Here is a 25,459-nt window from a genome sequence, read left to right on the forward strand (position 1 = left end):
TCGGGAATGAAGTTGTTATTCACAAAACAGGAAGGGGAACAATATGTATAAGTGCTGTATTTTTGATCTGGATGGAACTCTTGTCAATACCATTGATTCTCTTTCACGTTCTGTCAGCCTGACCATGAATCACTTTGGCTATGGTGATGTGGATGTGGCTCATACTAAGGTATTTGTGGGAGATGGGTATAAAAAGCTGGTGGAAAGAGCTCTGATTTACTCAGGAGATGAAGCTCTGACCCACTATGACGAGGCTCTGGGAGTTTACAGGGAAATATTTAAGGAAAACAGCCTTTACCGGGCAGAAGCTTATGACGGCATTCCAGAGCTTTTGGAATTTCTAAAGGGAAGAGGAATCAAAATCGGAATCCTGACCAATAAGCCCCATGACAGGGCTGTGGAATGTGCGGATGCTGTTTTTGAAAAGGGATATTTTGACCTGATCATCGGGGAAGGAAAAGGCGTTGTGTGTAAGCCGGACCCCTCCGGAGCATGGATGGCGGCTGAACATTTTCAGGCCAGGCCTGAGGAATGCCTTTACTTCGGAGACACGGATACGGATATGAAGACAGGGCTCAATGCGGGAATGGATACGGTGGCCGTAACCTGGGGATTCAGGGGACGGGAAGAGCTGGAATCCTTCCACCCAAAGTATGTCATTGACCATCCCAGTGAGATAAAATCGGTTTTTGAATAAAATTCTGAAAATAAGGAAAATTAAGGAGAGATAGAAACACTTATCTCTTCTTTTTTTGCGATAACGAAGCCATGCAGAAAAATTAATGGTGCATTTCCACCAAATTATCTATGCCATGGCTGAACGGTAAACCGATCAACGATATGGGAGGAATCATGGCAAATCATTACAGATGGGGATTTATCGCCATAGGAGCTGTATGGGCGGCGTTGGCAGGCATTATACTGGGCCATGGCTGGAACATCATCCACATGCCCCAAAGGCTTCCGGTTGGGGAAATGCCCCAGGTTAAGAATACAAATATAAGCATAGAGACCCAGGAAAAAATGGAGGGCTACTGGACGGTAGCCGTATTTGGGGTGGATTCCAGAGAAGGAGAGCTGGGAAAGGGCACCAGATCGGATATGCAGATGATTTTAAATGCGAACCTGGAGACAGGAGAAATCCGGCTGGTTTCTGTTTACCGGGACACGTATTTAAAGGTCAATGAAAAGGGGAGATATGATAAGATCAACGAAGCCTATTTTTACGGAGGACCCAACCAGGCCATAGAAGCCTTAAAAGAAAACCTGGATTTGAATATCGATGATTACGCCTCCTTTAGCTGGAAGGCGGTGGCAGATGCCATCAATATCCTGGGAGGCATTGATGTGGATATCAGCCGTGAGGAATTTCGCCTGATCAATGGCTTTATTACAGAAACGGTGGAATCCACCGGAGTAGGGTCCCATCACCTGAAAAAAGAGGGGCTCAACCATTTGGACGGTGTCCAGGCAGTTGCTTATGCCAGACTCAGAAAAATAGATACGGATTTTAAGCGGACGGAGCGGCAGAGAGAGGTTGCGGATTTGGTGTTAAAAAAGGCCAGGGAAGCGGATTTTTCCACTTTAAATCAGATGGCGGGCGTTGTGCTGCCTCAGATTTCCACCAGTGTGGGCATGAAGGACTTGCTGCCTCTGATAAAAAATATGAAGCGGTTTCACTTGACGGAAACAGAGGGATTTCCTTCCAATTTAAAGGACGTGATGATCGGAAAAAGAGACTGTGTCATCCCGGTGACTCTGGAGGAAAATGTAAAAAGGCTTCATGAATTTCTATTCCAGGAGGAGGATTACCAGCCTTCTGAGCAGGTAAAGGAAATCAGCAGGCAGATTCAGGCAAAGGCTCAAAGCAGAAGATGATATGTTTCTGCTTTGAGCCTTTTTTATTTGCTGACTAGCTGACCGGAGCCAGAAGAACTTTTCCGGTGCCCCGGTAAACATTGACAAGGCCTTCGCCGGAAGCCGCAGAACCGATCAGGGATTTTCCTGAGCGCTCTACGGTAAAGTCTAAGCTGCCGCTCCATGCAATCGCCATGTTTCCATCCACCTTAAGAACATCGTTATTCAGCGTGATTTCCACCAGTTCCTCGCGGGGGCATGAGGATTCCAGACACAGGATTCCATCGCCGCTCACGCCCAGATTGAACAGACCTTCATTGCCTGCAACTGCGGAGGAGAGATTGGAACGCAGGACAGTTTTATGTTTTAATTTGGAATCACAGGCGAGAAACAGCCCGTCATCCAATACAATGGAGCCGTTCCACTCCTTGAGATCGATCAGTAAAAGATGGCGGTAGGTGGGCTCCAGCACCAGAATGCCGTCTCCGGTGTACTCCGGTTTAATGGCGGATTCTCCGGTCACCTTTCCCCGGACCGCCTTGCTGAGTAAATCCCCTACGCCCTTGATGCCTGTAGTGGCATTTACATTGCCAACGGTCCACTGCATGGCTCCTGCCTGCAGGGTGATATCGGCTTTCGATAAGTCGCATATGACCTGTCTTTTGCGGACATTCATTTCATTGCAAAAATAAGCGTACTGAGCTTCCGAAGGCATTACACTCAAATCCCGCAGGTATTCGATTACGGTGAAAGGGCCTAAGGAACCTAAGGTTTTGATGTCATCGTTGTCTGTAAAATTATGAATCTGAAACATAAGGGGCCTCCTTTTTTTCTCTTTAAATGAAAATTTTGACAGTTGAGTTTCTTTGGATTGATTATACAGAAAATTAAAAGAAAATACAATCACAATTTTCATCAGAGAATCTTTCCGTCATTTCCCGCTGTTTAGGCCCCTGGCTAGAGCACCGTCATCCGTTTGAACAGCTCATGCAAGTTCAAAATCCCATATCCCCATATTTGATTGGGATAAATCATCTCATGGCTGCGTTGGGCTCCCCGGATTATCATGCGGTTGACCTGGTTTCCCGTAACCGTGGTGAGATTGCCCTTGCAAAACCCCCATTCCACCACCATGGCCGCCGCTCCTGACCCGTGGGCTGCGGCAGCCCCGGTGCCTGTAATAGTTCCGTATTCATTGCCTGGAATAGCACAGGGAATCCGGTAGCCGGGAGCGGTGATGTCGGGGGCAGTATGGTCAAACCGGGTGTAACCCCTTCCCGATTCCTCCAAAATGGTGTCATCAAACTGGTTGTAGGCGGCGACGGTAAGGGGAACTCTGGCATTTCCGGGAGCTGTAATGGTGGTGTTTTGATCTGGCATATGAAAATAAGTTTCATTTGAAATCAAATTGCCGGACGGCAGCCAGCAGTGAAAGGAAAAGGGGTCTGATTCCATGTTCCTGAGTTTGAATTTCCACACTCCCGGAACCGGATTGTCAAAACGCACCAATATTAAGTAATCCCCGCTGTCTCCTTCCATCGAAATGTTGTTGATCCAGACAAGAGTTTTGATGTGAGAGAAGGTGAATCTTCCGCAGTCGCTTGTGAGCCGGGAGATGGTGCCGATGGTCTCTCCGGTGGGAGAGGTGATTTGGATAGAGATTCTTCCCAGAGGAAAGGGCCAGATTTCCATGAAAAGCTTTTTATCCTGCGGCCCTATGTTTAACTCAAAGCTGTGTTCAAAGGGCGGCTCTGTGCAATTGTGGAAATAATGCCTTCCCTTGTTCCCTTCATTGCCTCCGGCCACCACAACATTCGTTTTAGGCATGGCTGTCAGTTGGTTTAAGTAGGTGCTGAGGGGGCCGTTGCCGTCGTGGCCTCCCTGACTGCTTCCTAAGGCAATGCAGATGACAATGGGGCGGCTAAGCCGCCTGGCCACCGATACGAGATAGCGGATTCCCAGCATAATATCCGATTCCTGATAGCATAAGGCATTTTCCTGAACAAAAAAAACATCCTTTAAATTTTTCTTTGCCTCCTTCAGCTTGACAACAACAAGCCTTGACCGGGGTACAATCCCGGTGAAGGAGTGCTGTTCGTTGGGAGAGCCGGAGACGATGCTGGTAATGGCTGTTCCGTGAAGGTAGGGATCAGTAGTCGGCACAATCGACAAAGGAGTTTCGGACCTCAAAGCGGTATTGATATGATTTTCACTGTATTCAGACCCGAATGTAAAATCATTGGGAGGTTTTCCGCTGCCATCTGTCTGGTCCCAGATGGAGAGAATGCGGGTGGTTCCATCCTGATTTCGAAAGGCAGGATGAAGGTAATCAATGCCCGTATCGACCACACCGATGATAATGCCTGACCCAAAGAGGCCAAGCTGGGGAGCGCGCTGAATGGTGTTAATGCCTGACCGCTCCATGCTCACCTTGGAGGAGAGGGTAAAAAGAGATGGAAAGCTGTCATAAGGCTGGCGCCCCAGGTCACAAGGATCCATACTGCTTTTTTGTATATGAAGCAGGGAATGAGTCTCATTTAAAGTTGTAATATTATTTCCGCTGTCAAATGACGGCACCATAGAGTTATGAATGATCAGGTCATAATATCGGTTATCCAGTATTTTTTCCATGGCAAAGCCCCCTGTCCCTTTTGGACCCAGTATATTTATATACTATGCCATATGTATGCGGGAAGGCAGATAAAAAATCCCTCTTTCCGGCTGATTGGTCCATTCTGTTAGGAAGTCCTGGGCACGGGAAAGAGGGAGGATAAGTTTTTTCGTTTATTTTTCAGTAGGTTTTCCTTTTGAAATTCCGTCAAAGGAATTAAAGAAAACAGTGCGGCTTAAAGAAAAACGGTTTTCATGAGTCGGGTTGGGAGCCGAATCCACTGCCGGATAGCCCATGGGAATTAAGGCAACTGGGATCAGATAATCAGGAAGACCAAAGGCAGTCCGTGTGAGCTGGGGATCAAAGTGAGCTACCCAGGTGCAGCCAACGCCCAATTCGGCAGCCTGCAGGATCATCTGAGTGGCAACAATGCTGGCATCCGTGATTCCGGTGTCTTCGTTGTCGTAGGATCTTTTCCAGCTTGCAGAAGAATCGTAGCATACCAGAAGAGCCAAAGGAGCGTGGAAATGGCAGGGAGTACAGGGTTTTAATTTCTCCAGACTCTCCTCGCTGTCAAGAACGAGGATGCGCTGGGGCTGGTAATTTGCCGCAGTGGGGGCAATTCTTCCCGCCTCCAGGATTAAGTCCAGTTTTTCCTGTTCTATTTTCTGATTGCTGAATTTCCTGACGGAATGACGTTTTTTAGCCAATTGTAAAAAATCCATAGTCGTGTCTCCTTATTAATTTTTTATAGTAATGAAAACGTGAATCACGCTGCTGCGGATCAGGGAAGGGGAGTGACCTCTCCAGTGATCTCATCATACTGAAAAGCCACATCGCCGGTGGAATAATCCGATAAATAGGTGGTGATGTAAATCAAAGTGCTGTCTGCCTGGCGCTTGTAGGTTCTGACGGTATAATAATTGCTGCCGTCTATTTTTGCGATTCCCGGAGCCGCGATATACTCGTAAGAATCTGCTGCTTCCGGCAGTCCCAGCTTTTCCCGCCCCAGGACGGAAACGGATTTCTCAGCCTGTTCTATGGTGCTGTTTGTCTCGGAAGAACTGCCGGTATCGGCCAGTTCCTTTTTCTGCTGATCCCAGATCGTTTTGAAATAGGCACTCCATGGCTGGCTCTGCTTAAGAGCGGTCACGGTATATCCTTTTTGTTCTGCTGCTAAGGTGATGGAAAGATAGGAACCGGAGTCAGAGGAAGGTCCGGCCAGCTCGTAAATCTCGGCCTGCTCTTCCGAAGAGGAAGATTCCTCAGACTGACTGTTTCCTGTCACATCGATGAAATTCTTTTCTTCTTCCAGGTATTTTTTATAGGTGTTTAAATCTGCGGACACATCTTCCACATGGAGATATTTGTAGGTTTCTCCTTCTGGTTTCGGGCTTTCCTTTGATTCTTCCTGTTCCGGAATTTCAAAATCTCTGGCGCCTAAAACTTCCGTAACGGAAGAAATTCCTTCCTCTTTGGAAAAATAATAAGCCGGCGCTTCCGGCTCCTTTCCGGCAGAAGGGCTTTCCTTTGCAAGGGTCAGCAGGGTGATGGCAGCGGCTGAGCCTGTAACCACAACCATCAAAAGAACTGTCAGAAAAATAAATGCCTTTTTATTTTTTCGATGTCCTTTTTCTTTGGTTTTTTGTTTAGAGGATTTTGAATTTTTCGCCATCTTAATCATCCTTATGTGTTTATTGAAACGGATACAAATTCCTGGCTATCCGTCGTTCTAAAAGTATATCGGTTACTTTTGGAAATAAAATAAGGCCTTAATAAAATGTTGTGTTTTTTAATAATTCCTTAACAGGAAAAAATTGACAGTCGAACATATATTCTAAAATACTTGAAAAGAAAAAAGGAATGTGCTAAAATAGAGAAAAGAACAAATGTTCGAGGTGAAAGCATGTTAATTCAGGAAGAGTTAAGCGTTCAGGAAAAACTGGCGATTTTATCAGATGCCGCCAAATATGATGTTGCCTGTACTTCCAGCGGCGTGGACCGGAAAGGAAAGGCGGGAACCCTGGGGAATACGGTTGCAGCCGGAATCTGCCACAGTTTTTCAGCAGACGGCAGGTGTATTTCCCTGTTGAAAATACTATTTACCAATCAGTGTATTTATGACTGCAAGTACTGCATCAACCGCAGTTCCAATGACGTGGTGAGAACTGCCTTTACCCCTGATGAGGTGTGCAGCCTGACCATTGAGTTTTACCGCCGCAATTACATTGAAGGCCTGTTTCTCAGTTCCGGTGTCCTCTACAGCGCTGATTTCACCATGGACCTCATATACCAGACCTTAAAAAAACTGAGAGAGGAGTATCACTTTCACGGTTACATCCATGTAAAGGCGATTCCCGGTGCAGACCCGGTTCTCATAGAAAAGACCGGCTTTTTAGCAGACCGTATGAGCATCAATCTGGAGCTTCCTACGGCTGACGGCCTTAAAAAGCTGGCTCCCGGAAAGACGAGAAGCAAGATTTTAACTCCCATGAAGCAGATTCAGAAGAAGATTGCGGTCAACCAGTACGAGCTGATGGAGTATAGGAGGGCTCCGGCCTTTGTTCCGGCAGGGCAGAGCACCCAGATGATCGTGGGAGCGACTCCGGAAAATGATTTCCAGATGATGATGGTGGCAGAGGCTCTCTACCAGAATTATGACTTAAAAAGAGTTTTTTATTCCGCCTTTGTCCCTGTCAATGAAGACAGCAGCCTGCCCGCCCTTCCGGGAGGTCCGCCTCTTTTGAGGGAACACAGGCTTTATCAGGCGGACTGGCTCATGCGTTTTTATGGATTCCGGGCCGGAGAGCTGCTTTCTGAGGAAAGGCCTAATTTCAACGTATTTTTAGACCCCAAGTGCGATTGGGCCCTGCGCCATCTGGAGTTGTTTCCTGTAGAAGTAAACCGGGCGGATTACTACACCCTGTTAAGGGTTCCCGGCATGGGGGTGAAGTCTGCCCAGCGCATCATGGCGGCCAGAAAGAGCGGGCCTCTGGATTTCGATGCCTTAAAAAAGATCGGCGTGGTGTTAAAACGGGCCGTTTATTTCATCACCTGTTCCGGGCGGATGATGTATCCGGTTAAGATTGACGAAGATTATATTACCCGTCATCTGGTGGGAGAAGAGCATCGGAAGGTGTGGGATATTGAATCCTCAGGAACCTTTCGCCAGCTTTCCCTGTTTGATGACATGAAGGTGCCGGCCCTGACAGGAACAGGAGGAGGCTTATGAAGACGGTTTATTTGTGCGAGGACAGCGTGGAAGGGATTCTCAGCGGCGTGTATACTGCGTGGACCAGCAGAAAGGGCCATGCCAATGTGAAGCTGGAGCTGGCGGACAGCGAAAATACCATGGAATTATTCTGCGAATATGAGGAGGTTCTCCCTGATGCTGTCCATGCGGGCAAGGTGGTACAGGCTGTCCGGGAGAAGATTTCAAAGGAAGCCTATACCGCTGTCTATAAGGCGGCTTTAAGCAGGGAAAAGGACCGGGCGGATAAAATATACCGCTTCCTGATTTACGGCTTTCACGTGGGAGCTCCCATCGTCAATATGCTTCAGGTGCCTCAGGTCTACGATATTTTTCAGATGTGCCGCTATATTGACAATGAAACACACGCGCTTACGGGCTTTGTGCGCTTTGCAGAGATGGAGGATGGGCTTCTGGTATCAAAAATCGGTCCCAGAAACGATGTGCTGGTTTTGCTGGCCCCTCATTTTGCTGACCGGATGTCAGGGGAAAACTGGGTTTTATACGATGAGAACAGGAAAAAAGCAGTTCTTCATCCGGCTTTAAAGCCCTGGTTCTTAGTGGACCTCATCTCCGAGGAATGGGAAGGGAAGCTGAAAAAGGCCCTGGAAGAGGATGAATACGAAGAACTGTACCGCTGTTTCAGAAAAAATATTTCCATCAGGGAACGGACCAATCCGGCCTGTCAGAGAAATCATATGCCTCTCCGCTACCGTCCCTATATGCCTGAATTTTCTCATGGATTAAAAGACAGTTAGAAAAAGCTTGCCTTTTTTTGGCCTTTCCCTTATCATAAAAGCAGGTTCCTGATCAGGAACATTCTGATGCGTTTCTGCATTATTTTCCATGAGCAAATGTGTAAAGACAGGTTATGATTCGGCTTCTGCGGGGATAGATTGCCCGGAGAGAAGGGATTTCATGGGCCGGACTGTAACGAAAGCTGGTACGGAGAGGAGAAACAGGTTTGTATAGTAAAGTTCATAGTGTGGGGATTACAGGAGTGGAGGGAGTCCCGATTTTGGTGGAAGCCGATGTGAGTGACGGCCTTCCCGGTTTTTCCATGGTGGGATATCTGTCTTCTGAGGTGAAGGAAGCCCAGGAGCGTGTGAGAACAGCCCTGAAAAATTCCGGTTTCCGCCTTCCTGCGAAAAAAGTCACCATTAATTTGTCGCCTGCCGGCATCCCCAAAGCAGGAACATCCTTTGACTTACCGATTGCTGTCGCAATTTTAGCGGCGTCATCTATGGTAAAGCCTTCTATGCTGAAAGCTTGTGTGATTGCCGGGGAACTGGGCTTAAACGGGGAGATCAGACCCTTAAAAGGAGCCCTGGCCATTACTGCGGCAGCGAAAAAGGCAGGAATGGACCGGTGTTTCCTTCCCATGGAAAACGTCCGGGAGGCCATGATAATAGAAGGAATTGAAATCACAGGGGTAAAAAGTTTAAAAGAATTGTCGGATCAGCTCAGTTCCTGGGGTGAACCGGGCGGGCAAAAGCCGGAAAGCCTTAAGCCTGAGCTGCCTCTTTGGCAGCCAGAACCTTACGATGTGGACTTTTCTGAGGTGGGAGGCCAGCTCCTCTTACGCCGGGCCACGGAAGTGGCGGCAGCAGGCATGCACAACATCCTCTACATCGGTCCTGCTGGAACTGGAAAGACCATGATCGCCAGACGGATTCCCACCATCATGCCCTCCTTATCTCTGGAGGAAATCATAGACATATCAAAGATTTATGGGGTATGCGGCCTTTTGTCCCAGGAAAATCCCGTCATGTGCAGACGGCCTTTTCGCAGCCCTCATCACACCATCAGCCCCCAGGCTCTGGCCGGAGGGGGAAGAATCCCAAAGCCGGGTGAAATCTCCCTGGCCTCCGGAGGCGTTCTGTTTCTGGATGAATTACCCGAATTTCAAAAAAATACACTGGAAATTTTAAGACAGCCTCTGGAGGAGAGAAAGATCACCGTATCGAGAGTGTTTGGCGCTTATGAATTTCCGGCTGACTTCATGATCGCCGCTTCCATGAACCCCTGCGCATGCGGATTTTACCCGGACAGGACCCGGTGCAGATGTTCGGAACAGCAGGTTAAAAAGTACCTGGGCAGGATATCGAAGCCTTTGCTGGACCGGATTGACATCTGTGCCGAGGCAAGCGCAATTCCCTATGAGGAGTTAAGAGCAGGAAAGAAAGGGGAGTCTTCTGAATCCATCCGCAGGAGAGTGGAGGCGGCAAGGGAAATTCAAAAGGCGCGGTTTAAAGGTCAGGGAAATTATTTTAACAGCGTTATGAGCAAGGGACAGATGGAAGAATTCTGTATTCTCGGAAATGAAGAAAAAGAGGTTTTAAAGAAGATTTATGACAGGATGAATTTAAGCGTAAGAGGTTATGAAAAGATATTGAAGATTTCAAGGACCATAGCGGATTTAGAAGGGGCTTCCAGAATAAGGAAGGAACATCTTGTGGAGGCGTCAGGCCTGCGAAGCATGGAAGGAAAGTATTGGGGAGGCATTTATGGACAGACATGAGGAACGGGAGTATTTGTACTGGCTTTGCCATGTGGGATTTCTGGGAGCGGTGAAAATCAAAAAGCTACATGACTACGTGGAAAGTTATAAAAGGATATATAATATAGAAGGAAGACAACTGGAAGAGCTTGGAATATTAAATCAAAAGGAGGCAGGTCTTTTTGACGGATATAAAAAGGAACTGGAAAAATGCAGGAAAGAATTGGAGGGACTGGAAAAGAGAGGGATTTTATTCATCACTTCCCATGATGAGGAATATCCCCGGCGCCTTCTTGAAATTCACGGATATCCTATGGGGATTTTTGTAAAAGGAAAGCTTCCCAAAGAAGAGCGGCCGTCGGCAGCCATCATCGGAGCCAGAAGCTGTACCGGCTACGGAAAGCAGATGGCTGCTCATATAGCCGGAGAACTTTCCAGGGCAGGAGTACAGATCATCAGCGGTCTGGCGGAAGGAATAGACGGAGCCGGGCATATGGGAGCTTTGGAGACGGGAGGAGATACTTACGGAGTGCTGGGATGCGGAATCAATATCTGCTATCCGAGGGAAAACTACGGGTTGTATGAGCGCATGGCGCTTCAGGGAGGTGTGCTGACGGAATTTATGCCAAAGGAAGCGCCAAAGCCCTTTCATTTTCCCATGAGGAACCGGATTATCAGCGGTCTTGCTGATGCAGTGCTGGTGATTGAGGCCAGGGAAAAGAGCGGTTCCCTGATTACAGCCAACTTAGGACTGGAGCAGGGAAAGGAAATTTTTGCCCTTCCGGGCAGGGTGACAGACCCCTTAAGTGCAGGTTGTAACCGGCTGATCAGCGAAGGAGCGGGAGTTTTGCTGGGGCCTGATTCAGTGCTGGAATATTTTCAGTTACAGACTGGTAAAATATTAAGAGTTCATGAAAAAAATAAGAACGGGCTTGCCAAAAAAGAAAAAGTGTTGTATAGTTGCCTAGATTTGCAACCGAAAAATCTGGAAGAAATTATAACGTTAAGCGGATTGTCTGTCAGCGACTGCATGAGCGCCCTGTTGGAACTGGAATGGAAGGGCCTGGCCGTTCAGACATCACATCAATATTATGGTAAGAAACTATAGGCGAGGAGTTTAGTATGGCGAACTGTTTAGTAATTGTGGAGTCACCGGCAAAGGTAAAGACGATTAAAAAGTTCCTTGGGGCAAATTATGAAGTGGATGCTTCTAACGGGCATGTGAGGGACCTTCCCAAAAGCCAGATGGGAATTGACATAGACAATGATTTTGAACCCAAATATATAACCATCAGGGGCAAGGGGGATATTCTTGCCAAGCTGAGAAAAGAAGTGAAAAAGGCTGATAAAATCTATCTGGCAACTGACCCTGACCGGGAGGGAGAAGCCATTTCCTGGCATTTATTAAAATCCTTGAAGCTCGATGAGGTAAAGAGCAAGCAGGTATACCGGATCAGCTTTAATGAGATTACCAAGAATGCGGTAAAGGCTTCTTTTAAGACGCCGAGAGCCATTGATATGAACCTGGTGGATGCCCAGCAGGCCAGAAGAGTTTTGGACCGTATGGTGGGCTACATGATCAGCCCTCTTCTCTGGGCAAAAGTGAAGAGAGGCTTGAGCGCAGGCCGTGTCCAGTCCGTAGCGCTTCGCCTGATCTGTGACCGGGAGGAGGAGATTGACGCCTTTATTCCGGAGGAATACTGGAATCTGGAAGCAGTTCTTAAGCAGGAAGGAAGCAAAAAGCCTCTGGCTGCCAAATTCCACGGCAATGGGGAAGGCAAGATCGCCATTCGCAACAAAGAAGAACTGGATCACATATTAAAGGGCTTAGAAGGCCAGAACTATGTGGTGAATGAAGTGAAAAACGGGGAAAGGGTCAAGAAGGCTCCCATCCCATTTACTACCAGTACCCTTCAGCAGGAAGCTTCCAAGGTGCTTAACTTTTCCACCCAGAAGACCATGCGTCTGGCCCAGCAGCTTTATGAAGGCGTTGAGATCGAAGGGCAGGGAACTGTGGGTCTTATCACCTACCTGCGTACAGACTCCACCAGAATTGCGGAGGAAGCAGATGTTGCGGCCAGATATTATATAGAAAAGCAGTACGGAAAAGAGTATGTAGCAAAAAGCGACCAGGCTAAAAAGAACAATGGAAAGATTCAGGATGCTCACGAGGCCATCCGTCCTACCGACATCACTCTGACTCCTGTCAGGGTAAAGGAATCTCTGCAAAGGGATTTGTTCCGGCTTTACCAGTTGATCTGGAAGCGGTTTGCAGCCAGCAGAATGGAGTCTGCGGTTTATCAGACCACCTCTGTAAGGGTGGGAGCAGGAGATTACTTCTTCACTCTTTCCGCCTCAAAGCTTTCCTTTGACGGTTTCATGTCCGTGTATGTGCAGGAGGATGAGAAAGAGGAAACCAACGCGCTTTTGGGCAACTTGACAAAGGGAAGTGTGCTGAAGCTGGAAAAGCTGGAGAACAGCCAGCATTTCACCCAGCCGCCGGCCCACTTTACAGAAGCCTCTCTGGTAAAAGCCATGGAGGAACAGGGAATCGGACGCCCCAGTACTTATGCGCCAACCATCACCACTATCATAGCCAGAAGATACGTGGCAAAGGAAAATAAAAACCTTTATGTGACAGAGCTGGGAGAAATTGTCAACAGCATGATGAAGCAGAGCTTTTCCAGCATTGTGGACATCACTTTTACGGCTAATCTGGAATACCTCCTGGATAAGGTAGGGGACGGATCAGTCCAGTGGAAGACTGTTGTGAGGAATTTTTATCCCGATTTAAAGGAAGCCGTGGATAAAGCTCTGGTAGAACTGGAGTCTGTGACCATCGCCGACGAGGTGACAGAAGAAGTCTGTGAGCTCTGCGGCAGAAACATGGTCATCAAATACGGCCCTCACGGAAAATTCCTGGCCTGCCCCAGATTTCCGGAGTGTAAAAATACGAAGCCTTACCTGGAGAAGATCGGCGTCCCCTGTCCCAAGTGCCAGAAAGAGGTCGTCATCAAGAAAACCAAAAAAGGCAGAATCTATTATGGATGCGAGGCAAATCCGGAATGTGACTTCATGTCCTGGCAAAGGCCTTCCACCCAGAAGTGTCCCAAATGCGGGGCCTATATGGTTGAAAAAGGAAATAAACTGTTATGCTCAAACGAGCAGTGCGGCTACAGCGCTGACAAGTAAATAAATTATTAAAAAAATCGAAAATCTTCAATAAACTATTGTTATTTGAAAATAATAATGATAATATCTAATTATTACAGGTGTATTTTTGTCTTTCACATAAATTATAAAGGAGGTTTTCGATTATGAGCGTTCAGTTGTTGGATAAAACTAGAAAAATAAACAAATTATTGCATAATAATAATTCACATAAAGTCGTATTTAATGATATATGTGAAGTGCTGACTGAAATTTTGAATTCCAACATTCTTGTAATCAGCAAGAAGGGAAAGGTCCTGGGCGTTGGCGTAACCCCGGACATAGATGAAATTCAGGAGCTGATTGCCGACCAGGTAGGAGGCTATGTTGACACTATGCTCAATGAGCGTCTGCTGGGTATTCTGTCGACCAAGGAAAATGTCAACTTGGAGACTCTGGGCTTTACCGGAGGCGATATCAGAAAGTATCAGGCCATTATCACTCCCATCGATATTGCAGGAGAGAGGCTGGGAACTCTGTTTATTTACAAATCAGAATCCCAGTATGATATTGACGATATAATTTTAAGCGAATACGGGACCACGGTTGTAGGGCTGGAGATGATGCGTTCTGTTAATGAAGAGAATGCAGAGGAGACCAGAAAGGTGCAGATCGTCAAATCTGCTATCAGCACCTTGTCCTTTTCCGAGCTGGAAGCCATCACCCACATCTTTGATGAGCTGGATGGCAACGAAGGAATTCTGGTGGCAAGCAAGATTGCAGACCGTGTGGGAATCACCCGCTCTGTTATTGTCAATGCCCTCAGAAAGTTTGAAAGTGCAGGCGTCATTGAATCCAGATCTTCCGGCATGAAGGGAACGTATATCAAAGTGCTGAACGATGTGGTGTTCGATGAGCTGAAGACCATAAAGGCAGGAAACGGAAAAAGTGTTCCGGAACGGGGACTGTAAAGATGAGGAGCAGGGCAGAAGTTCTGCTCCTTTTTACTGTCAGGGACAAGACATTTTTGGACATAAAATGTAAAAAATCACTTGCATCAGACAGAAAGATATGCTATACTAGCAAAGCTTATTAAAAAACACGTCTGCGGATTCCAGAGGAAGGTGCCTGAATAAGGTCTCCCCGGAAGTATAAGAAGCGGGCGGAAGAAAAACCAGATGGAGGAAATAACATGAGCGTAATTTCAATGAAGCAGCTTTTAGAAGCTGGCGTGCACTTCGGTCACCAGACAAGAAGATGGAACCCTAAGATGGCTCCATACATCTACACAGAGAGAAACGGCATCTACATCATCGACTTACAGAAGTCAGTTGTTAAGGTAGATGAGGCTTACAAGGCAATCTCCGACGTTGCTACAGAAGGCGGCAAGATCCTTTTCGTAGGAACCAAGAAGCAGGCTCAGGATGCAATCAAGTCCGAAGCAGAGCGCTGCGGTATGTACTTCGTAAATGAGAGATGGCTTGGCGGTATGCTTACAAACTTCAAGACCATTCAGTCCAGAGTTAACCGCTTAAAAGCGATCGAGACCATGTCTCAGGATGGAACTTTTGATGTTCTTCCTAAGAAAGAGGTTATCGCTCTTAAGAAGGAATGGGAAAAGTTAGAGAAGAACTTAGGCGGAATCAAGGATATGAAGAAGATTCCGGATGCAATTTTCATCGTAGATCCCAAGAAGGAAAGAATCTGCGTTCAGGAAGCTCATACATTGGGAATTCCGTTAATTGGTATCGCTGATACAAACTGTGATCCGGAAGAACTTGATTTCGTTATTCCGGGCAACGATGATGCCATAAGAGCCGTTAAATTAATCGTATCCAAGATGGCAGACGCAGTAATCGAAGCAAACCAGGGCGAAGCAGTAGCTGAGGAAGCAGAAGCAGCCGAGGAAACAGAAGAGACTGTAGAGGCTTAATTTTCGAGCGATTGAATGCTTCAGCCTGCTTTGAAAAGTAGGTTGGAGCATTCTTTTTTACTGGAAAAGTTTAACAGATCATAATGAATAATTAAATAGATGGAGGTAAATCAAATGGCAGCAATTACGGCTGGAATGGTAAAAGAATTAAGAGAGATGACCGGTGCGGGCATGATGGACTGCAAGAAGGCTCTTGGAGAAACCGATGGTGATATGGAAAAGGCAGTGGAGTTCTTAAGAGAAAAAGGACTTGCAGCAGCTTCCAAGAAGGCTGGCAGAATCGCAGCAGAGGGACTTGTTACTGTTGTGGTAAGCGAAGATGGAAAATCCGGAGCGATCGTAGAAGTAAACAGCGAGACAGACTTCGTTGCAAAGAACGCTCAGTTCCAGGCTTATGTGGCTGATGTCGCAGCTCAGGCTCTGGCTTCTGATTCCAAGGACATGGATGCATTCCTGGCAGAAGCATGGAACAAGGACAGCTCCTTAACTGTTGCCCAGGCTTTATCCAGCCAGATCGCAGTAATCGGCGAGAACATGAACATCAGAAGATTTGAAAGAGTTATTACTGACGGTGTGGCAGTTGACTATATCCACGGCGGCGGAAGAATCGGCGTTTTAATCGAGGCCGGTGCAGAAGTTGTCAATGACACAGTAAAAGAGGCGTTGAAGAACGTTGCAATGCAGATCGCAGCTTTATCACCAAAGTATGTGAGAAGAGATGAGATTTCTCAGGAATTCATCGATCATGAGACAGAGATTTTAAAGACTCAGGCGAAGAATGAGAACCCGGACAAGCCGGACAGCATTATTGACAAGATGATCGTAGGCCGTTTGAACAAGGAACTGAAAGAGTTCTGTCTGGTAGATCAGGCTTATGTAAAAGATGGTGATCTGACTGTTGGAAAGTACTTGGAGCAGGTTTCCAAGGAAGTCGGCGGCAAGCTGGAAGTGAGACGGTTCATCCGTTTTGAAACCGGCGAAGGCATTGAGAAAAAAGAAGAGAATTTTGCAGAAGAAGTTGCAAAACAGATGCAGTAATCTTGTAACAGGATTCTGGGGGATCCCATGGGTATCCATGGGATTTTCTTGATCATATAGTGTCCGTTTCCCGTTGACAAATGTTTCCATATTGTGCGGACACCGAATACACGAAAGGAGTTGACAGAAGTGGCTAAGTATATTATAAAGCGTGTTATTATGGCAGTTATTACTGTTTTTGCTGTTGCAACCATCACTTTCTTTATTATGAATATGGTGCCGGGCGGACCTTTTATGGCGGAAAAAGCCTTAAGTCCCCAGGCTCAGGCTGCTCTTAACGAAAAATACGGATTGGATAAGCCCTTAGGAGAACAGTATACAACTTATATGAAGGACCTGCTTCAAGGCAATTTAGGACTGAGTGTTAAGCAGAGAGGCCGTACCGTAAACATGATCGTTGCATCCAAGTTTCCGGTGTCAGCCAGAATCGGCGGAATGGCTATTTTAATTGCTGTTTGTGTGGGGGTTCCCCTGGGAAGTATTGCGGCTTTTAAAAGGGGGACGATGGTAGATAATATCATCATTGTTTTCAGTACCTTCGGCATTGCGGTGCCAAGTTTTGTAGTCTGTACGGTTTTGATGTATATCTTAAGCACGAAGCTGGGACTTTTGCCTACCTACGGACTGACCTCCTGGAAAAACTACATCATGCCTGTGGCTGCCCTGGCTCTCTATCCCTCTTCTTACATTGCCCGTCTGATGCGTTCATCCATGCTCGATGTGCTGGGACAGGATTATATGAGAACGGCCCGTGCAAAGGGACTTTCCCAGTTGGTCAGCATTTTTAAGCATGCCCTTCGAAATGCTATTCTTCCGGTAGTTACATACTTAGGACCGCTTTTGGCCTACACTGTAACAGGAAGCTTCATTGTGGAAAAGATATTTACCATTCCGGGTCTTGGTTCTGAATTCGTCGGTTCCATTACAGGACGTGATTATCCTCTTATTATGGGGACAACCATCTTCCTTGCCACCTTAATGGTTATTATGAATGTACTCGTTGACGTAGCTTACAAACTGATTGATCCTCGTATCAACTTGAAGTAGGAGAAAGGAGATAAAGATGCCAAAGAACAAACTATCAATGCAGCTGAATGTGGACGACTTTCTCCCGGCAAGTGATGCAGAAAAGGAAAGTCTTATTGTCATGCGTAAAAGTGTGGGATTCTGGAAGGATGGAATCCGCCGCCTCAGAAAAAATAAGATTTCCATGGTCAGTCTGGTTGTAATTTTATTCGTATTTATTTTGTCATTTGCTGTGCCTCATTTTTATCCATACAGCTATGAGCAGCAGATCAGGGGAAGTGAAAACCTGGCGCCCATGCAGTATTCAGAAAAAGAACTGTCAGCCAAAGAATCAGGGGAAAACGTGTTTCCTCACATCCTTGGGACCGATAAGTTAGGCCGTGATTATGCGGTCCGGGTTATGATGGGAAGCCGTGTTTCCTTAACCGTCGGTCTGGTGGCCTCCTGTATCATCTTGCTGATCGGCTCTATTTACGGCTCTATTGCAGGCTTTTTCGGCGGATGGGTGGATATGATCATGATGCGGATTGTGGATATGATATACACAGTCCCGGACATCCTGATCATCGTTTTGCTGTCCGTGGCTTTTGAACAGCCCCTAAAGGCTCTGGCCCAGAAGCCGGGCTTTCAGTGGATTCAGATTATCGGCGTCAACTTAATCAGTATTTTCGTGGTGTTTGCCCTTCTTTACTGGGTTGGAATGGCCCGTATTGTGCGAAGCCAGATATTGATCTTAAAGGAGCAGGAGTATGTGACCGCAGCCAGAGCCCTTGGAGCCTCCAGCGGACATATCATTAAGAAGCACCTTCTTACAAACTGCATCGGTACATTGATCGTTACAACTACCTTACAGATTCCTTCTTCTATATTTACGGAAAGCTTTTTAAGCTTTTTGGGCCTCGGCGTTGCTGCGCCCATGCCGTCTTTGGGAAGCCTTGCAAGTGAGGCTTTAAATGGTATGCAGAGCAATCCCCACCGTCTGTTTGCCCCTGCCATCGCTATTTCAATTATTATTTTGAGCTTTAACCTGTTAGGGGATGGCCTTCGTGATGCATTTGACCCGAAACTGAGAGACTAAAGGAGGAAAGAACTGATGAGCGAATATTTGGTTAACATTGAAAATGAGCGCCTTTCCTTCTTTACTCCGGCAGGAGAGGTAAAGGCTTTAAATGACGTATCCCTCCACCTCCGTGAAGGAGAAGTGCTGGGAATTGTAGGAGAGTCCGGCTCCGGAAAATCCGTTACCGCATACAGCCTTATGGGGCTTACGGCATATCCGGGCCGCCTGATTGACGGTTCCTTGAACTTTAACGGACATCAGATTGAGAAGATGACGGAAAAGGAAATGAGAAAGATCAGAGGAAATGAGATTTCCATTATCTTCCAGGACCCCATGACCAGCTTGAATCCGGTTTACACCATTGGAAATCAGATCAGTGAAGTGATCATGCTCCACACCGATAAAAACAAGCAGCAGGCCCATGACAGGGCAAAAGAGCTTCTCACCCTGGTTGGAATCAACGAGCCTGAGAAGCGTTTAAAGCAGTATCCTCATGAGCTTTCAGGTGGTATGCGCCAGCGTGTCATGATCGCCATTGCCCTTGCCTGTGAGCCGAAGCTTCTCATTGCAGATGAGCCCACCACAGCCCTTGACGTTACCATTCAGGCTCAGATTTTAGAGCTGATGATGGAGTTAAAGGAAAAGCTCGGTATGGCAATTATTATGATCACCCACGATTTGGGCGTGGTTGCCAACATGTGTGACCGCATCGCCGTTATGTATGCGGGAAAGGTTGTGGAATACGGAACAGCCGATGATATTTTCTACAATCCCAGCCACGAATACACCAAAGGTTTGATCCGGAGCATTCCAAAGCTGACGGAAAAGGAGCATAACAAGCTGGTTCCCATTGAAGGAAGCCCGGTGGATATGCTGAACCCGCCAAAGGGCTGTCCCTTTGCGCCCCGGTGCAGGGAATGTATGAAGATTTGTCTGCGGGAAATGCCGCCTTATACGGATTTATCCGATATTCATTACAGCGCCTGCTGGCTGCTGCAGAAGCAGGAATTTGAACAACAGGCACAGAAGGGAGATGCATGATGGAAGATAAATATCTTGTGGAAGTGAAGAATTTACAGCAGCATTTCCCGGTGGCCGGAGGAAAGCTGTTTGAAAAAAAGGTTGTCAAGGCAGTTGATGACGTTTCCTTTGGCATCAAAAAGGGGGAGACCCTGGGACTGGTAGGGGAATCCGGCTGCGGAAAGACCACCACAGGCCGTACCCTTTTAAGGCTCCACGAGCCTACGGGAGGAAAGATTTTCTTTGACGGTGAGGACATCACAAAGGTCAATATGCTGCCTTACCGCAGGAAAATGCAGATTGTATTTCAGGACCCGTATGCCAGTCTGGACCCCCGTATGACCGTAGGGGACATCATAGGAGAGGCCATTGACATCCATCATCTGGCTGCCAATAAAAAGGAGAGACAGGAGAAAATCATTTCCGTGCTTTCTACGGTAGGCCTTAACTCCGAGCACTCCAACCGCTATCCTCACGAATTTTCCGGCGGTCAGCGTCAGAGAGTGGGAATTGCAAGAGCGCTGGCAGTTGATCCTCAGTTCATTGTCTGCGATGAGCCGGTATCGGCTCTGGACGTATCCATTCAGGCCCAGGTTGTCAACATGTTCGAGAAGCTTCAGGAGGAAATGGGACTCACTTACTTATTCATTGCCCATGACCTTTCCATTGTAAAACATATTTCAAACAGAATCGGCGTTATGTACCTTGGAAAGATGGTGGAGCTGGCGGACAGCCTGGAACTGACGTTCCACAGCGTTCATCCTTATACCAAGAGCCTGATTTCCGCCATTCCCATTGCGGACCCGGAAATCAGCCGCAAGTCCAAACGAATTGTTCTGGAAGGAGATGTGCCAAGCCCGGTGAATCCGCCGTCCGGCTGCCATTTCCGCACCCGCTGTCCTTATGCGGATGAGCTTTGTGCTGCCCAGGAGCCGGAATGGAAAGAGGTTTCTTCCGGACATTATGCGGCTTGTCACCATTTGGACAAGGTCAACTAATTTTTCATTGCTATTTTACACGTTTTATGCTATGCTGGAATGGAATCGGCGCAGCAGACGGATAACGTGTTACTGCGTCGATAAAAATATTTTTATAGGAGGAAATTTATGAAGAAAATGTCACTTGTATTGGCTGCAGTTATGACAGCCAGCATGATTCTCTCCGCTTGCGGCGGCAGCAAACCTGCTGACCCATCTGCAAGTGCCGGAACTACTGCGGCAGCAGGAGGAGAAACATCTGCACCTGCAGAAGCAGCAGGTGGTCTTGACCTTGCAGTTCGTGTCGGACCGAATCCTGAGACCATTGACCCCGCTTTAAACAGTGCGGTTGACGGCGCTAACATCATTGTTCATGCCTTTGAAACCCTTTTGATCGTGGATTCTGAGAATACCATCGTTCCGGGTCAGGCAGAGTCTTATGAGGTGTCTGAGGACGGGCTTACTTATACGTTCCACCTTCGTGAAGGCTTAAAGTGGAGCGACGGATCACCTTTAACAGCTAATGATTTCGTATATTCCTGGAAGAGACTGGCAGCTCCTGAGACAGCAGCTCCTTATGCAGCCGACATGCTTGGCTATGTAAAGGGCTTTGAAGGAGCAGCAGCAGGAGATGGGGAGGCCCTCGCCGTTTCCGCTCCAGATGACAATACCTTTGTAGTGGAATTATCTGTTCCCTGCATCTATTTTGCAAAGCTTGTAACTCATGCATCCATGGTTCCTGTTCAGCAGGCATCTGTAGAAGCAAACGGGGAGCAGTGGAGTTTAGCTCCTGAGACTTATATCTCAAACGGTCCTTTAAAGATGACAGAATGGGTTCCAGGATCTCACATCGTTCTTGCAAAGAATGAAAACTACTGGAATGCAGAAGCAGTTACTTTAAATACCCTGAAATTCGCTTTGATGGAAGATACAAACTCCTATTACAGCGCATACCAGTCCGGTGAGCTGTCTATGATCAAACAGCCTCCGACAGAGGAAATCCCAACCTTAAAGGGCGCAGAAGATTTCCATGTAGAACCGAGTATGGGTACCTACTATATCGATTTCCAGAACCAGAAGGAACCGTTTAACAATCCTGATGTGCGTAAGGCTTTAAGCCTTGCCATTGACCGTGATTACGTTGCCAACACAGTTATGCAGGGCATTTATACTCCTGCGAAAAACTTTGTCGGCCCTGGCATTTCTGACGCGAAAGACGGCTCTTTCTTTGCAGATGTGACAACAGAAAAGAACGGCGGAGATTTCTTCAATCCTTCCAACTATGAAGCAGACGTTGCAAAGGCAAAAGAACTCCTTGCAAAGGCCGGATATCCGGACGGACAGGGATTCCCAACCATTGAATACATGACCAATGATGCAGGCTATCACAAAGCAGTAGCAGAGTATTTGCAGAGCTGCTGGAAAGAAGCTCTTGGCATCAACACAGATATCAAGGTTGTTGAGTGGGCTACCTTCACACCTACCCGCCGTGCAGGAGATTATCAGGTTGCACGTGACGGCTGGGTATACGATTATGATGATCCATCCAACATGCTGAACTTAATGATGTCAACAAGCGGCAACAACAATGCCAAGTACAGCAACCCTGAACTTGACAAGCTGCTCAATGAAGCAAACTCCACTTCTAATATCGAAGAGCATTATGAGAAGCTTCACCAGGCAGAGAACATGATTCTTGAAGATGCAGCGATTGCACCTGTTGCTTACTACAATGACTTCTGGTTACAGGATCCGAAATTAAAGGGAACATGGCATTCCCCATACGGCTACTGGTTCTTCCAGTATGCTACTATGGAATAAGGAAAAACAGTTTTCTAAAAAACACCCAGGCCTTTCCTGGGTGTTTTTTTAACCCCGCCAACCTGATTTGGGCGGTAAACTTCCTCTTTCCAATGGGGGGAAAGTGTGGTATAATCTCCATGAAAGCAATGAGCAGTGCAAAATGAGGCAAGGAAATTTTTTTCGTTGTGCTCGCACATAAGAAAAAAGTTTTTTTGTCTCATTTTATAGGGCGAATGCCCGTGAGCCAGTAAAGCCCCAGGCTTTACTGGCTTGCACTGCGGACCAGCAACACGCAAAAGAAACTTGCGCAAGACAACTTTACGATAGGAGAACTAAAAGCAATGAATCCAAGACGTGTATTATTAAAACTCAGCGGTGAAGCTCTTGCCGGTTCTGGAAAGACAGGCTATGAGGAGGCCACTGTAAAAGAGGTTGCACGGCAGGTTAAGATATCCGTTGATGCAGGCGTAGAAGTAGGCATCGTCATCGGCGGAGGTAACTTCTGGAGAGGCAGAACCAGCAATGCCATTGACCGCACCAAGGCGGATCAGATCGGTATGCTCGCCACCATCATGAACTGTATCTATGTTTCAGAGATTTTCCGCAACGCAGGGATGGATACCAGCATATTAACCCCCTTCGCATGCGGTTCCATGACAGAACTCTTCTCAAAAGACAGAGCTAACCAGTACTTTAAAGAAGGAAAAGTAGTGTTTTTTGCCGGAGGCACAGGCCATCCCTATTTCTCCACTGACACAGGAATTGCCCTTCGTGCCATTGAAATGGATGCAGACTGTATTCTTTTGGCAAAGTCCATTGACGGAGTTTACGACAGCGATCCAAAGCTCAACCCCAAAGCGGTAAAATATGAAAAGATCACCATAGAAGAAGTCATTGAAAAACAGCTCGGTGTGATCGATTTAACCGCTTCCATCATGTGTATGGAAAATAAGATGCCCCTTGCGGTATTCAGTTTGAATGAAAAAGATGGCATTGCCAATGCAATGCAGGGAAAAATAAGCGGTACGATAGTGACCGCATAAACCAGGAGGACGATATGCAGGAGAAGTTACAGGTTTACGAAGACAAGATGAATAAGACATTAAAAGCACTGGAGAATGATTATATGACCATTCGTGCAGGACGTGCCAATCCTCATGTGTTGGATAAGATCAAGGTGGACTATTACGGAACACCGACCCCTATTCAGCAGGTGGGCAATGTTTCCGTTCCGGAGGCCCGCATGATCGTGATTCAGCCATGGGAGAAAACCTTGTTAAAGGCCATTGAAAAGGCAATTCTCACTTCTGACTTGGGAATCAACCCTACCAATGACGGCAACATCATCCGTCTGGTATTTCCGGAGCTGACGGAAGAGCGCAGAAAAGATCTGGTAAAGGATGTCAAGAAAAAGGGAGAAGCTGCCAAGATTGCAATCCGCAACATCCGCCGCGATGCCAACGACACCTTTAAAAAGCAGTTAAAGGCAGAAGAGATTTCTGAGGATGAGCATGCAGAGGCAGAAGATAAGATTCAGAAATTAACGGATAAGATGATCGCCCAGGTAGAAAAAGCGATTGATGAGAAGTCAAAAGACCTTCTTACCGTATAAAAATTTTAAACAGGGGGGCAGGCATTTTGCCTGTCCTGTTTTGTGCTTTTAAAGGAGCGGCATTTTATGGATAAAAACATTGAAAATCTGGTAATTCCGGAGCATGTGGCAATTATACTGGATGGAAATGGGAGATGGGCGAAAAAGAGAGGCCTGCCCCGGAGCCTGGGACATAAAGAGGGCTGTGTGACAGTAGAAAAGACCGTAGAGGATGCAGCCCGTCTTGGCATCAAATACTTAACGGTCTACGGTTTTTCCACTGAAAACTGGAAGCGTTCCAGGGAAGAGGTGGGAGCGCTGATGCAGCTCTTCCGCTACTATATGGTAAGGCTTTTAAAGGTGGCTAAGGCCAATAACGTCCGGGTCAAGATGATCGGAGACAGGGAACGTTTTGACCAGGACATTATAGAAGGCATTGAAAAGCTGGTGGAACAGACTAAGGATAACACCGGTCTGACCTTTGTGATCGCAGTCAATTACGGCGGCAGGGATGAAATCGTGCGTGCTGCAAGAAAGATATTACAGGATGGACAGGAAGGCAGGCTTTTGCCGGAGGATATGACGGAGCAGATATTCAATTCCTATTTAGACACCGCTGATATCCCGGACCCGGACCTTTTAATCCGCACCAGCGGAGAGCTGCGTCTTTCCAATTACCTGTTATGGCAGTTGGCATATACAGAGCTCTATGTGACAGACTGTTACTGGCCTGATTTTAATCAGGATGAATTAATCCGGGCTATTGAAGCTTATAATAGCAGAGAGCGGAGATTCGGGGGAGTGAAGTGACCGGGAGGGAGGAAGCACCATGTTTACAACCAGACTCATAAGCGGAATCGTTCTTGTTTTAATCGCTCTTGTGACAGTGGGGAGCGGCGGACTTCTGCTTTTTGCTACAACCGTCTTCATATCCATGACCGGTTTGTTTGAGTTGTACCGCGTGATGAAAATAGAAAGAAACCCTTTGGCTTATATGGGTTATCTGACGGTCGTGTTTTATTACGGACTTTTGTGGTTTCAAAAAGAAGAATTTATGATGCTGATGTTCATCGCTTTTTTGATGATTCTCATGAGCATCTATGTGTTCACCTTTCCAAAGTACAAGACAGAAGAGGTGACAGTGGCTTTTCTGGGAGTTTTTTATGTGGCAGTGATGCTGTCCTATCTGTATCAGGTCCGTTCCATGCCGGACGGAAAATATCTGGTATGGCTGATATTTTTAAGCTCCTGGGGCTGCGATACCTGCGCATACTGCGTGGGAATGCTGATTGGAAAGCATAAGCTGGCTCCGGTTCTAAGCCCCAAAAAGTCCATTGAGGGAGCTGTCGGGGGAGCTATAGGATCGGCTCTTTTAGGGCTTATTTACGGAACTGTTTTTAACGGAGCCTTAACAGAGCTCCAAAGTCCAGGTGCTGCCTGTGCGCTGGCATGTGCCATCGCTGCGGTAATTTCCCAGATCGGGGACCTGGCCGCTTCCGCTATTAAGCGCAATCACCAGATAAAAGATTACGGAAAGCTGATTCCGGGCCATGGCGGAATCCTGGACCGGTTTGACAGCATGTTATTTACTGCTCCGGCTATTTACTTTGCCATGACATTTCTGCGCTGAAAAATTTGGAAAA

The 25,459-nt window shown here is 47.0% G+C and carries 23 protein-coding genes; 19 read left to right on the forward strand and 4 right to left on the reverse strand.

Annotated features, from left to right (window positions below):
* The first annotated feature begins 43 nt into the window (after window positions 1-43).
* Together QM657_RS12150 and QM657_RS12155 are read left to right on the forward strand one after the other, a co-directional pair.
* Entirely contained in the window at window positions 44-697 is a 654-nt protein-coding gene (locus QM657_RS12150; protein ID WP_415066929.1) for an HAD family hydrolase, read from the forward strand.
* 155 nt (window positions 698-852) lie between these two features.
* Window positions 853-1,878, forward strand: a complete 1,026-nt coding sequence (locus QM657_RS12155) for an LCP family protein (RefSeq protein ID WP_415066930.1) — start codon at window positions 853-855, stop codon at window positions 1,876-1,878.
* A gap of 34 nt (window positions 1,879-1,912) precedes the next feature.
* Here QM657_RS12155 and QM657_RS12160 read toward each other — a convergent pair whose 3' ends face one another.
* The 4 genes from QM657_RS12160 to QM657_RS12175 all read right to left on the reverse strand — a co-directional run bounded on the left by QM657_RS12160 (window position 1,913) and on the right by QM657_RS12175 (window position 6,143).
* Window positions 1,913-2,671, reverse strand: a complete 759-nt coding sequence (locus QM657_RS12160) for an AIM24 family protein (RefSeq protein ID WP_415066931.1) — start codon at window positions 2,669-2,671, stop codon at window positions 1,913-1,915.
* A 143-nt stretch (window positions 2,672-2,814) separates the two neighbouring features.
* Window positions 2,815-4,488 carry a S8 family peptidase gene (locus tag QM657_RS12165; RefSeq protein ID WP_415066932.1) on the reverse strand — a complete coding sequence of 558 codons (1,674 nt, stop codon included), beginning with the start codon at window positions 4,486-4,488 and terminating at the stop codon, window positions 2,815-2,817.
* Window positions 4,489-4,641: 153 nt separating this feature from the next.
* Window positions 4,642-5,193: a nitroreductase family protein gene (locus QM657_RS12170; protein WP_415066933.1), complete on the reverse strand. Its 552-nt coding sequence runs from the start codon at window positions 5,191-5,193 to the stop codon at window positions 4,642-4,644.
* A gap of 59 nt (window positions 5,194-5,252) precedes the next feature.
* Complete coding sequence (locus QM657_RS12175) at window positions 5,253-6,143, reverse strand: hypothetical protein (RefSeq protein ID WP_415066934.1); 891 nt, start codon at window positions 6,141-6,143, stop codon at window positions 5,253-5,255.
* Window positions 6,144-6,374: 231 nt separating this feature from the next.
* Here QM657_RS12175 and QM657_RS12180 point away from each other — a divergent pair, with 231 nt between their 5' ends.
* The 17 genes from QM657_RS12180 (at window position 6,375) to QM657_RS12260 (ending at window position 25,446) form a co-directional block, all read left to right on the forward strand.
* Window positions 6,375-7,700 carry a putative DNA modification/repair radical SAM protein gene (locus QM657_RS12180; protein WP_415066935.1) on the forward strand — a complete coding sequence of 442 codons (1,326 nt, stop codon included), beginning with the start codon at window positions 6,375-6,377 and terminating at the stop codon, window positions 7,698-7,700.
* The gene (locus QM657_RS12185) at window positions 7,697-8,476 is read left to right on the forward strand and encodes a TIGR03915 family putative DNA repair protein (protein WP_415066936.1); all 780 of its coding nucleotides are present in this window, start codon (window positions 7,697-7,699) and stop codon (window positions 8,474-8,476) included. Before QM657_RS12180 ends, QM657_RS12185 begins: the two co-directional genes overlap by 4 nt.
* A gap of 206 nt (window positions 8,477-8,682) precedes the next feature.
* Window positions 8,683-10,239 (forward strand): YifB family Mg chelatase-like AAA ATPase, encoded by a 1,557-nt coding sequence (locus QM657_RS12190; RefSeq protein ID WP_415066937.1) that lies wholly within the window; start codon window positions 8,683-8,685, stop codon window positions 10,237-10,239.
* Window positions 10,226-11,326: a DNA-processing protein DprA gene (dprA, locus tag QM657_RS12195; RefSeq protein WP_415066938.1), complete on the forward strand. Its 1,101-nt coding sequence runs from the start codon at window positions 10,226-10,228 to the stop codon at window positions 11,324-11,326. Before QM657_RS12190 ends, dprA begins: the two co-directional genes overlap by 14 nt.
* Window positions 11,327-11,340: 14 nt before the next feature.
* On the forward strand, window positions 11,341-13,410 hold the full coding sequence (gene topA / locus QM657_RS12200) for a type I DNA topoisomerase (protein ID WP_415066939.1): 2,070 nt from the start codon (window positions 11,341-11,343) through the stop codon (window positions 13,408-13,410).
* Window positions 13,411-13,535: 125 nt separating this feature from the next.
* Window positions 13,536-14,339 carry a GTP-sensing pleiotropic transcriptional regulator CodY gene (codY, locus tag QM657_RS12205; protein ID WP_333647552.1) on the forward strand — a complete coding sequence of 268 codons (804 nt, stop codon included), beginning with the start codon at window positions 13,536-13,538 and terminating at the stop codon, window positions 14,337-14,339.
* A 221-nt stretch (window positions 14,340-14,560) separates the two neighbouring features.
* Window positions 14,561-15,301: a 30S ribosomal protein S2 gene (gene rpsB / locus QM657_RS12210; protein WP_415066940.1), complete on the forward strand. Its 741-nt coding sequence runs from the start codon at window positions 14,561-14,563 to the stop codon at window positions 15,299-15,301.
* Between the two features lie 114 nt (window positions 15,302-15,415).
* Window positions 15,416-16,339, forward strand: coding sequence for a translation elongation factor Ts (gene tsf / locus QM657_RS12215; protein WP_415066941.1), 924 nt, complete (start codon window positions 15,416-15,418; stop codon window positions 16,337-16,339).
* 129 nt (window positions 16,340-16,468) lie between these two features.
* Window positions 16,469-17,386 carry an ABC transporter permease gene (locus QM657_RS12220; protein ID WP_415066942.1) on the forward strand — a complete coding sequence of 306 codons (918 nt, stop codon included), beginning with the start codon at window positions 16,469-16,471 and terminating at the stop codon, window positions 17,384-17,386.
* A gap of 16 nt (window positions 17,387-17,402) precedes the next feature.
* Window positions 17,403-18,443: an ABC transporter permease gene (locus tag QM657_RS12225; RefSeq protein WP_415066943.1), complete on the forward strand. Its 1,041-nt coding sequence runs from the start codon at window positions 17,403-17,405 to the stop codon at window positions 18,441-18,443.
* A 15-nt stretch (window positions 18,444-18,458) separates the two neighbouring features.
* On the forward strand, window positions 18,459-19,466 hold the full coding sequence (locus QM657_RS12230) for an ABC transporter ATP-binding protein (protein ID WP_415066944.1): 1,008 nt from the start codon (window positions 18,459-18,461) through the stop codon (window positions 19,464-19,466).
* Entirely contained in the window at window positions 19,466-20,443 is a 978-nt protein-coding gene (locus QM657_RS12235; RefSeq protein ID WP_415066965.1) for an ABC transporter ATP-binding protein, read from the forward strand. Before QM657_RS12230 ends, QM657_RS12235 begins: the two co-directional genes overlap by 1 nt.
* A gap of 108 nt (window positions 20,444-20,551) precedes the next feature.
* The gene (locus QM657_RS12240) at window positions 20,552-22,243 is read left to right on the forward strand and encodes a peptide ABC transporter substrate-binding protein (RefSeq protein ID WP_415066945.1); all 1,692 of its coding nucleotides are present in this window, start codon (window positions 20,552-20,554) and stop codon (window positions 22,241-22,243) included.
* A 323-nt stretch (window positions 22,244-22,566) separates the two neighbouring features.
* Window positions 22,567-23,268, forward strand: a complete 702-nt coding sequence (pyrH, locus tag QM657_RS12245) for a UMP kinase (protein WP_415066946.1) — start codon at window positions 22,567-22,569, stop codon at window positions 23,266-23,268.
* Between the two features lie 14 nt (window positions 23,269-23,282).
* Entirely contained in the window at window positions 23,283-23,837 is a 555-nt protein-coding gene (gene frr, locus QM657_RS12250; RefSeq protein WP_415066947.1) for a ribosome recycling factor, read from the forward strand.
* Between the two features lie 66 nt (window positions 23,838-23,903).
* Window positions 23,904-24,626 carry an isoprenyl transferase gene (locus tag QM657_RS12255; RefSeq protein ID WP_415066948.1) on the forward strand — a complete coding sequence of 241 codons (723 nt, stop codon included), beginning with the start codon at window positions 23,904-23,906 and terminating at the stop codon, window positions 24,624-24,626.
* A 19-nt stretch (window positions 24,627-24,645) separates the two neighbouring features.
* Window positions 24,646-25,446 (forward strand): phosphatidate cytidylyltransferase, encoded by an 801-nt coding sequence (locus QM657_RS12260; protein WP_415066949.1) that lies wholly within the window; start codon window positions 24,646-24,648, stop codon window positions 25,444-25,446.
* Window positions 25,447-25,459 lie beyond the last annotated feature (13 nt).

Origin of the sequence: Lacrimispora sp. (genome assembly GCF_047605665.1) — a bacterium.
In the GTDB taxonomy this organism is placed as follows: domain Bacteria; phylum Bacillota; class Clostridia; order Lachnospirales; family Lachnospiraceae; genus Lacrimispora.

What these genes read in the sequence shown, in the direction of transcription:
- QM657_RS12230 (WP_415066944.1), top strand. Translation starts at nt 18,459, where the DNA reads ATGAGCGAATATTTGGTTAACATTGAAAATGAGCGCCTTTCCTTCTTT.
- codY (WP_333647552.1), top strand. Translation starts at nt 13,536, where the DNA reads ATGAGCGTTCAGTTGTTGGATAAAACTAGAAAAATAAACAAATTATTG.
- QM657_RS12225 (WP_415066943.1), top strand. Translation starts at nt 17,403, where the DNA reads ATGCCAAAGAACAAACTATCAATGCAGCTGAATGTGGACGACTTTCTC.
- QM657_RS12150 (WP_415066929.1), top strand. Translation starts at nt 44, where the DNA reads ATGTATAAGTGCTGTATTTTTGATCTGGATGGAACTCTTGTCAATACC.
- dprA (WP_415066938.1), top strand. Translation starts at nt 10,226, where the DNA reads ATGGACAGACATGAGGAACGGGAGTATTTGTACTGGCTTTGCCATGTG.
- QM657_RS12165 (WP_415066932.1), bottom strand. Translation starts at nt 4,488, where the DNA reads ATGGAAAAAATACTGGATAACCGATATTATGACCTGATCATTCATAAC.
- pyrH (WP_415066946.1), top strand. Translation starts at nt 22,567, where the DNA reads ATGAATCCAAGACGTGTATTATTAAAACTCAGCGGTGAAGCTCTTGCC.
- QM657_RS12235 (WP_415066965.1), top strand. Translation starts at nt 19,466, where the DNA reads ATGGAAGATAAATATCTTGTGGAAGTGAAGAATTTACAGCAGCATTTC.
- tsf (WP_415066941.1), top strand. Translation starts at nt 15,416, where the DNA reads ATGGCAGCAATTACGGCTGGAATGGTAAAAGAATTAAGAGAGATGACC.
- QM657_RS12255 (WP_415066948.1), top strand. Translation starts at nt 23,904, where the DNA reads ATGGATAAAAACATTGAAAATCTGGTAATTCCGGAGCATGTGGCAATT.
- QM657_RS12180 (WP_415066935.1), top strand. Translation starts at nt 6,375, where the DNA reads ATGTTAATTCAGGAAGAGTTAAGCGTTCAGGAAAAACTGGCGATTTTA.
- QM657_RS12170 (WP_415066933.1), bottom strand. Translation starts at nt 5,193, where the DNA reads ATGGATTTTTTACAATTGGCTAAAAAACGTCATTCCGTCAGGAAATTC.
- QM657_RS12240 (WP_415066945.1), top strand. Translation starts at nt 20,552, where the DNA reads ATGAAGAAAATGTCACTTGTATTGGCTGCAGTTATGACAGCCAGCATG.
- QM657_RS12185 (WP_415066936.1), top strand. Translation starts at nt 7,697, where the DNA reads ATGAAGACGGTTTATTTGTGCGAGGACAGCGTGGAAGGGATTCTCAGC.
- topA (WP_415066939.1), top strand. Translation starts at nt 11,341, where the DNA reads ATGGCGAACTGTTTAGTAATTGTGGAGTCACCGGCAAAGGTAAAGACG.
- QM657_RS12155 (WP_415066930.1), top strand. Translation starts at nt 853, where the DNA reads ATGGCAAATCATTACAGATGGGGATTTATCGCCATAGGAGCTGTATGG.
- QM657_RS12175 (WP_415066934.1), bottom strand. Translation starts at nt 6,143, where the DNA reads ATGGCGAAAAATTCAAAATCCTCTAAACAAAAAACCAAAGAAAAAGGA.
- QM657_RS12160 (WP_415066931.1), bottom strand. Translation starts at nt 2,671, where the DNA reads ATGTTTCAGATTCATAATTTTACAGACAACGATGACATCAAAACCTTA.
- rpsB (WP_415066940.1), top strand. Translation starts at nt 14,561, where the DNA reads ATGAGCGTAATTTCAATGAAGCAGCTTTTAGAAGCTGGCGTGCACTTC.
- frr (WP_415066947.1), top strand. Translation starts at nt 23,283, where the DNA reads ATGCAGGAGAAGTTACAGGTTTACGAAGACAAGATGAATAAGACATTA.
- QM657_RS12260 (WP_415066949.1), top strand. Translation starts at nt 24,646, where the DNA reads ATGTTTACAACCAGACTCATAAGCGGAATCGTTCTTGTTTTAATCGCT.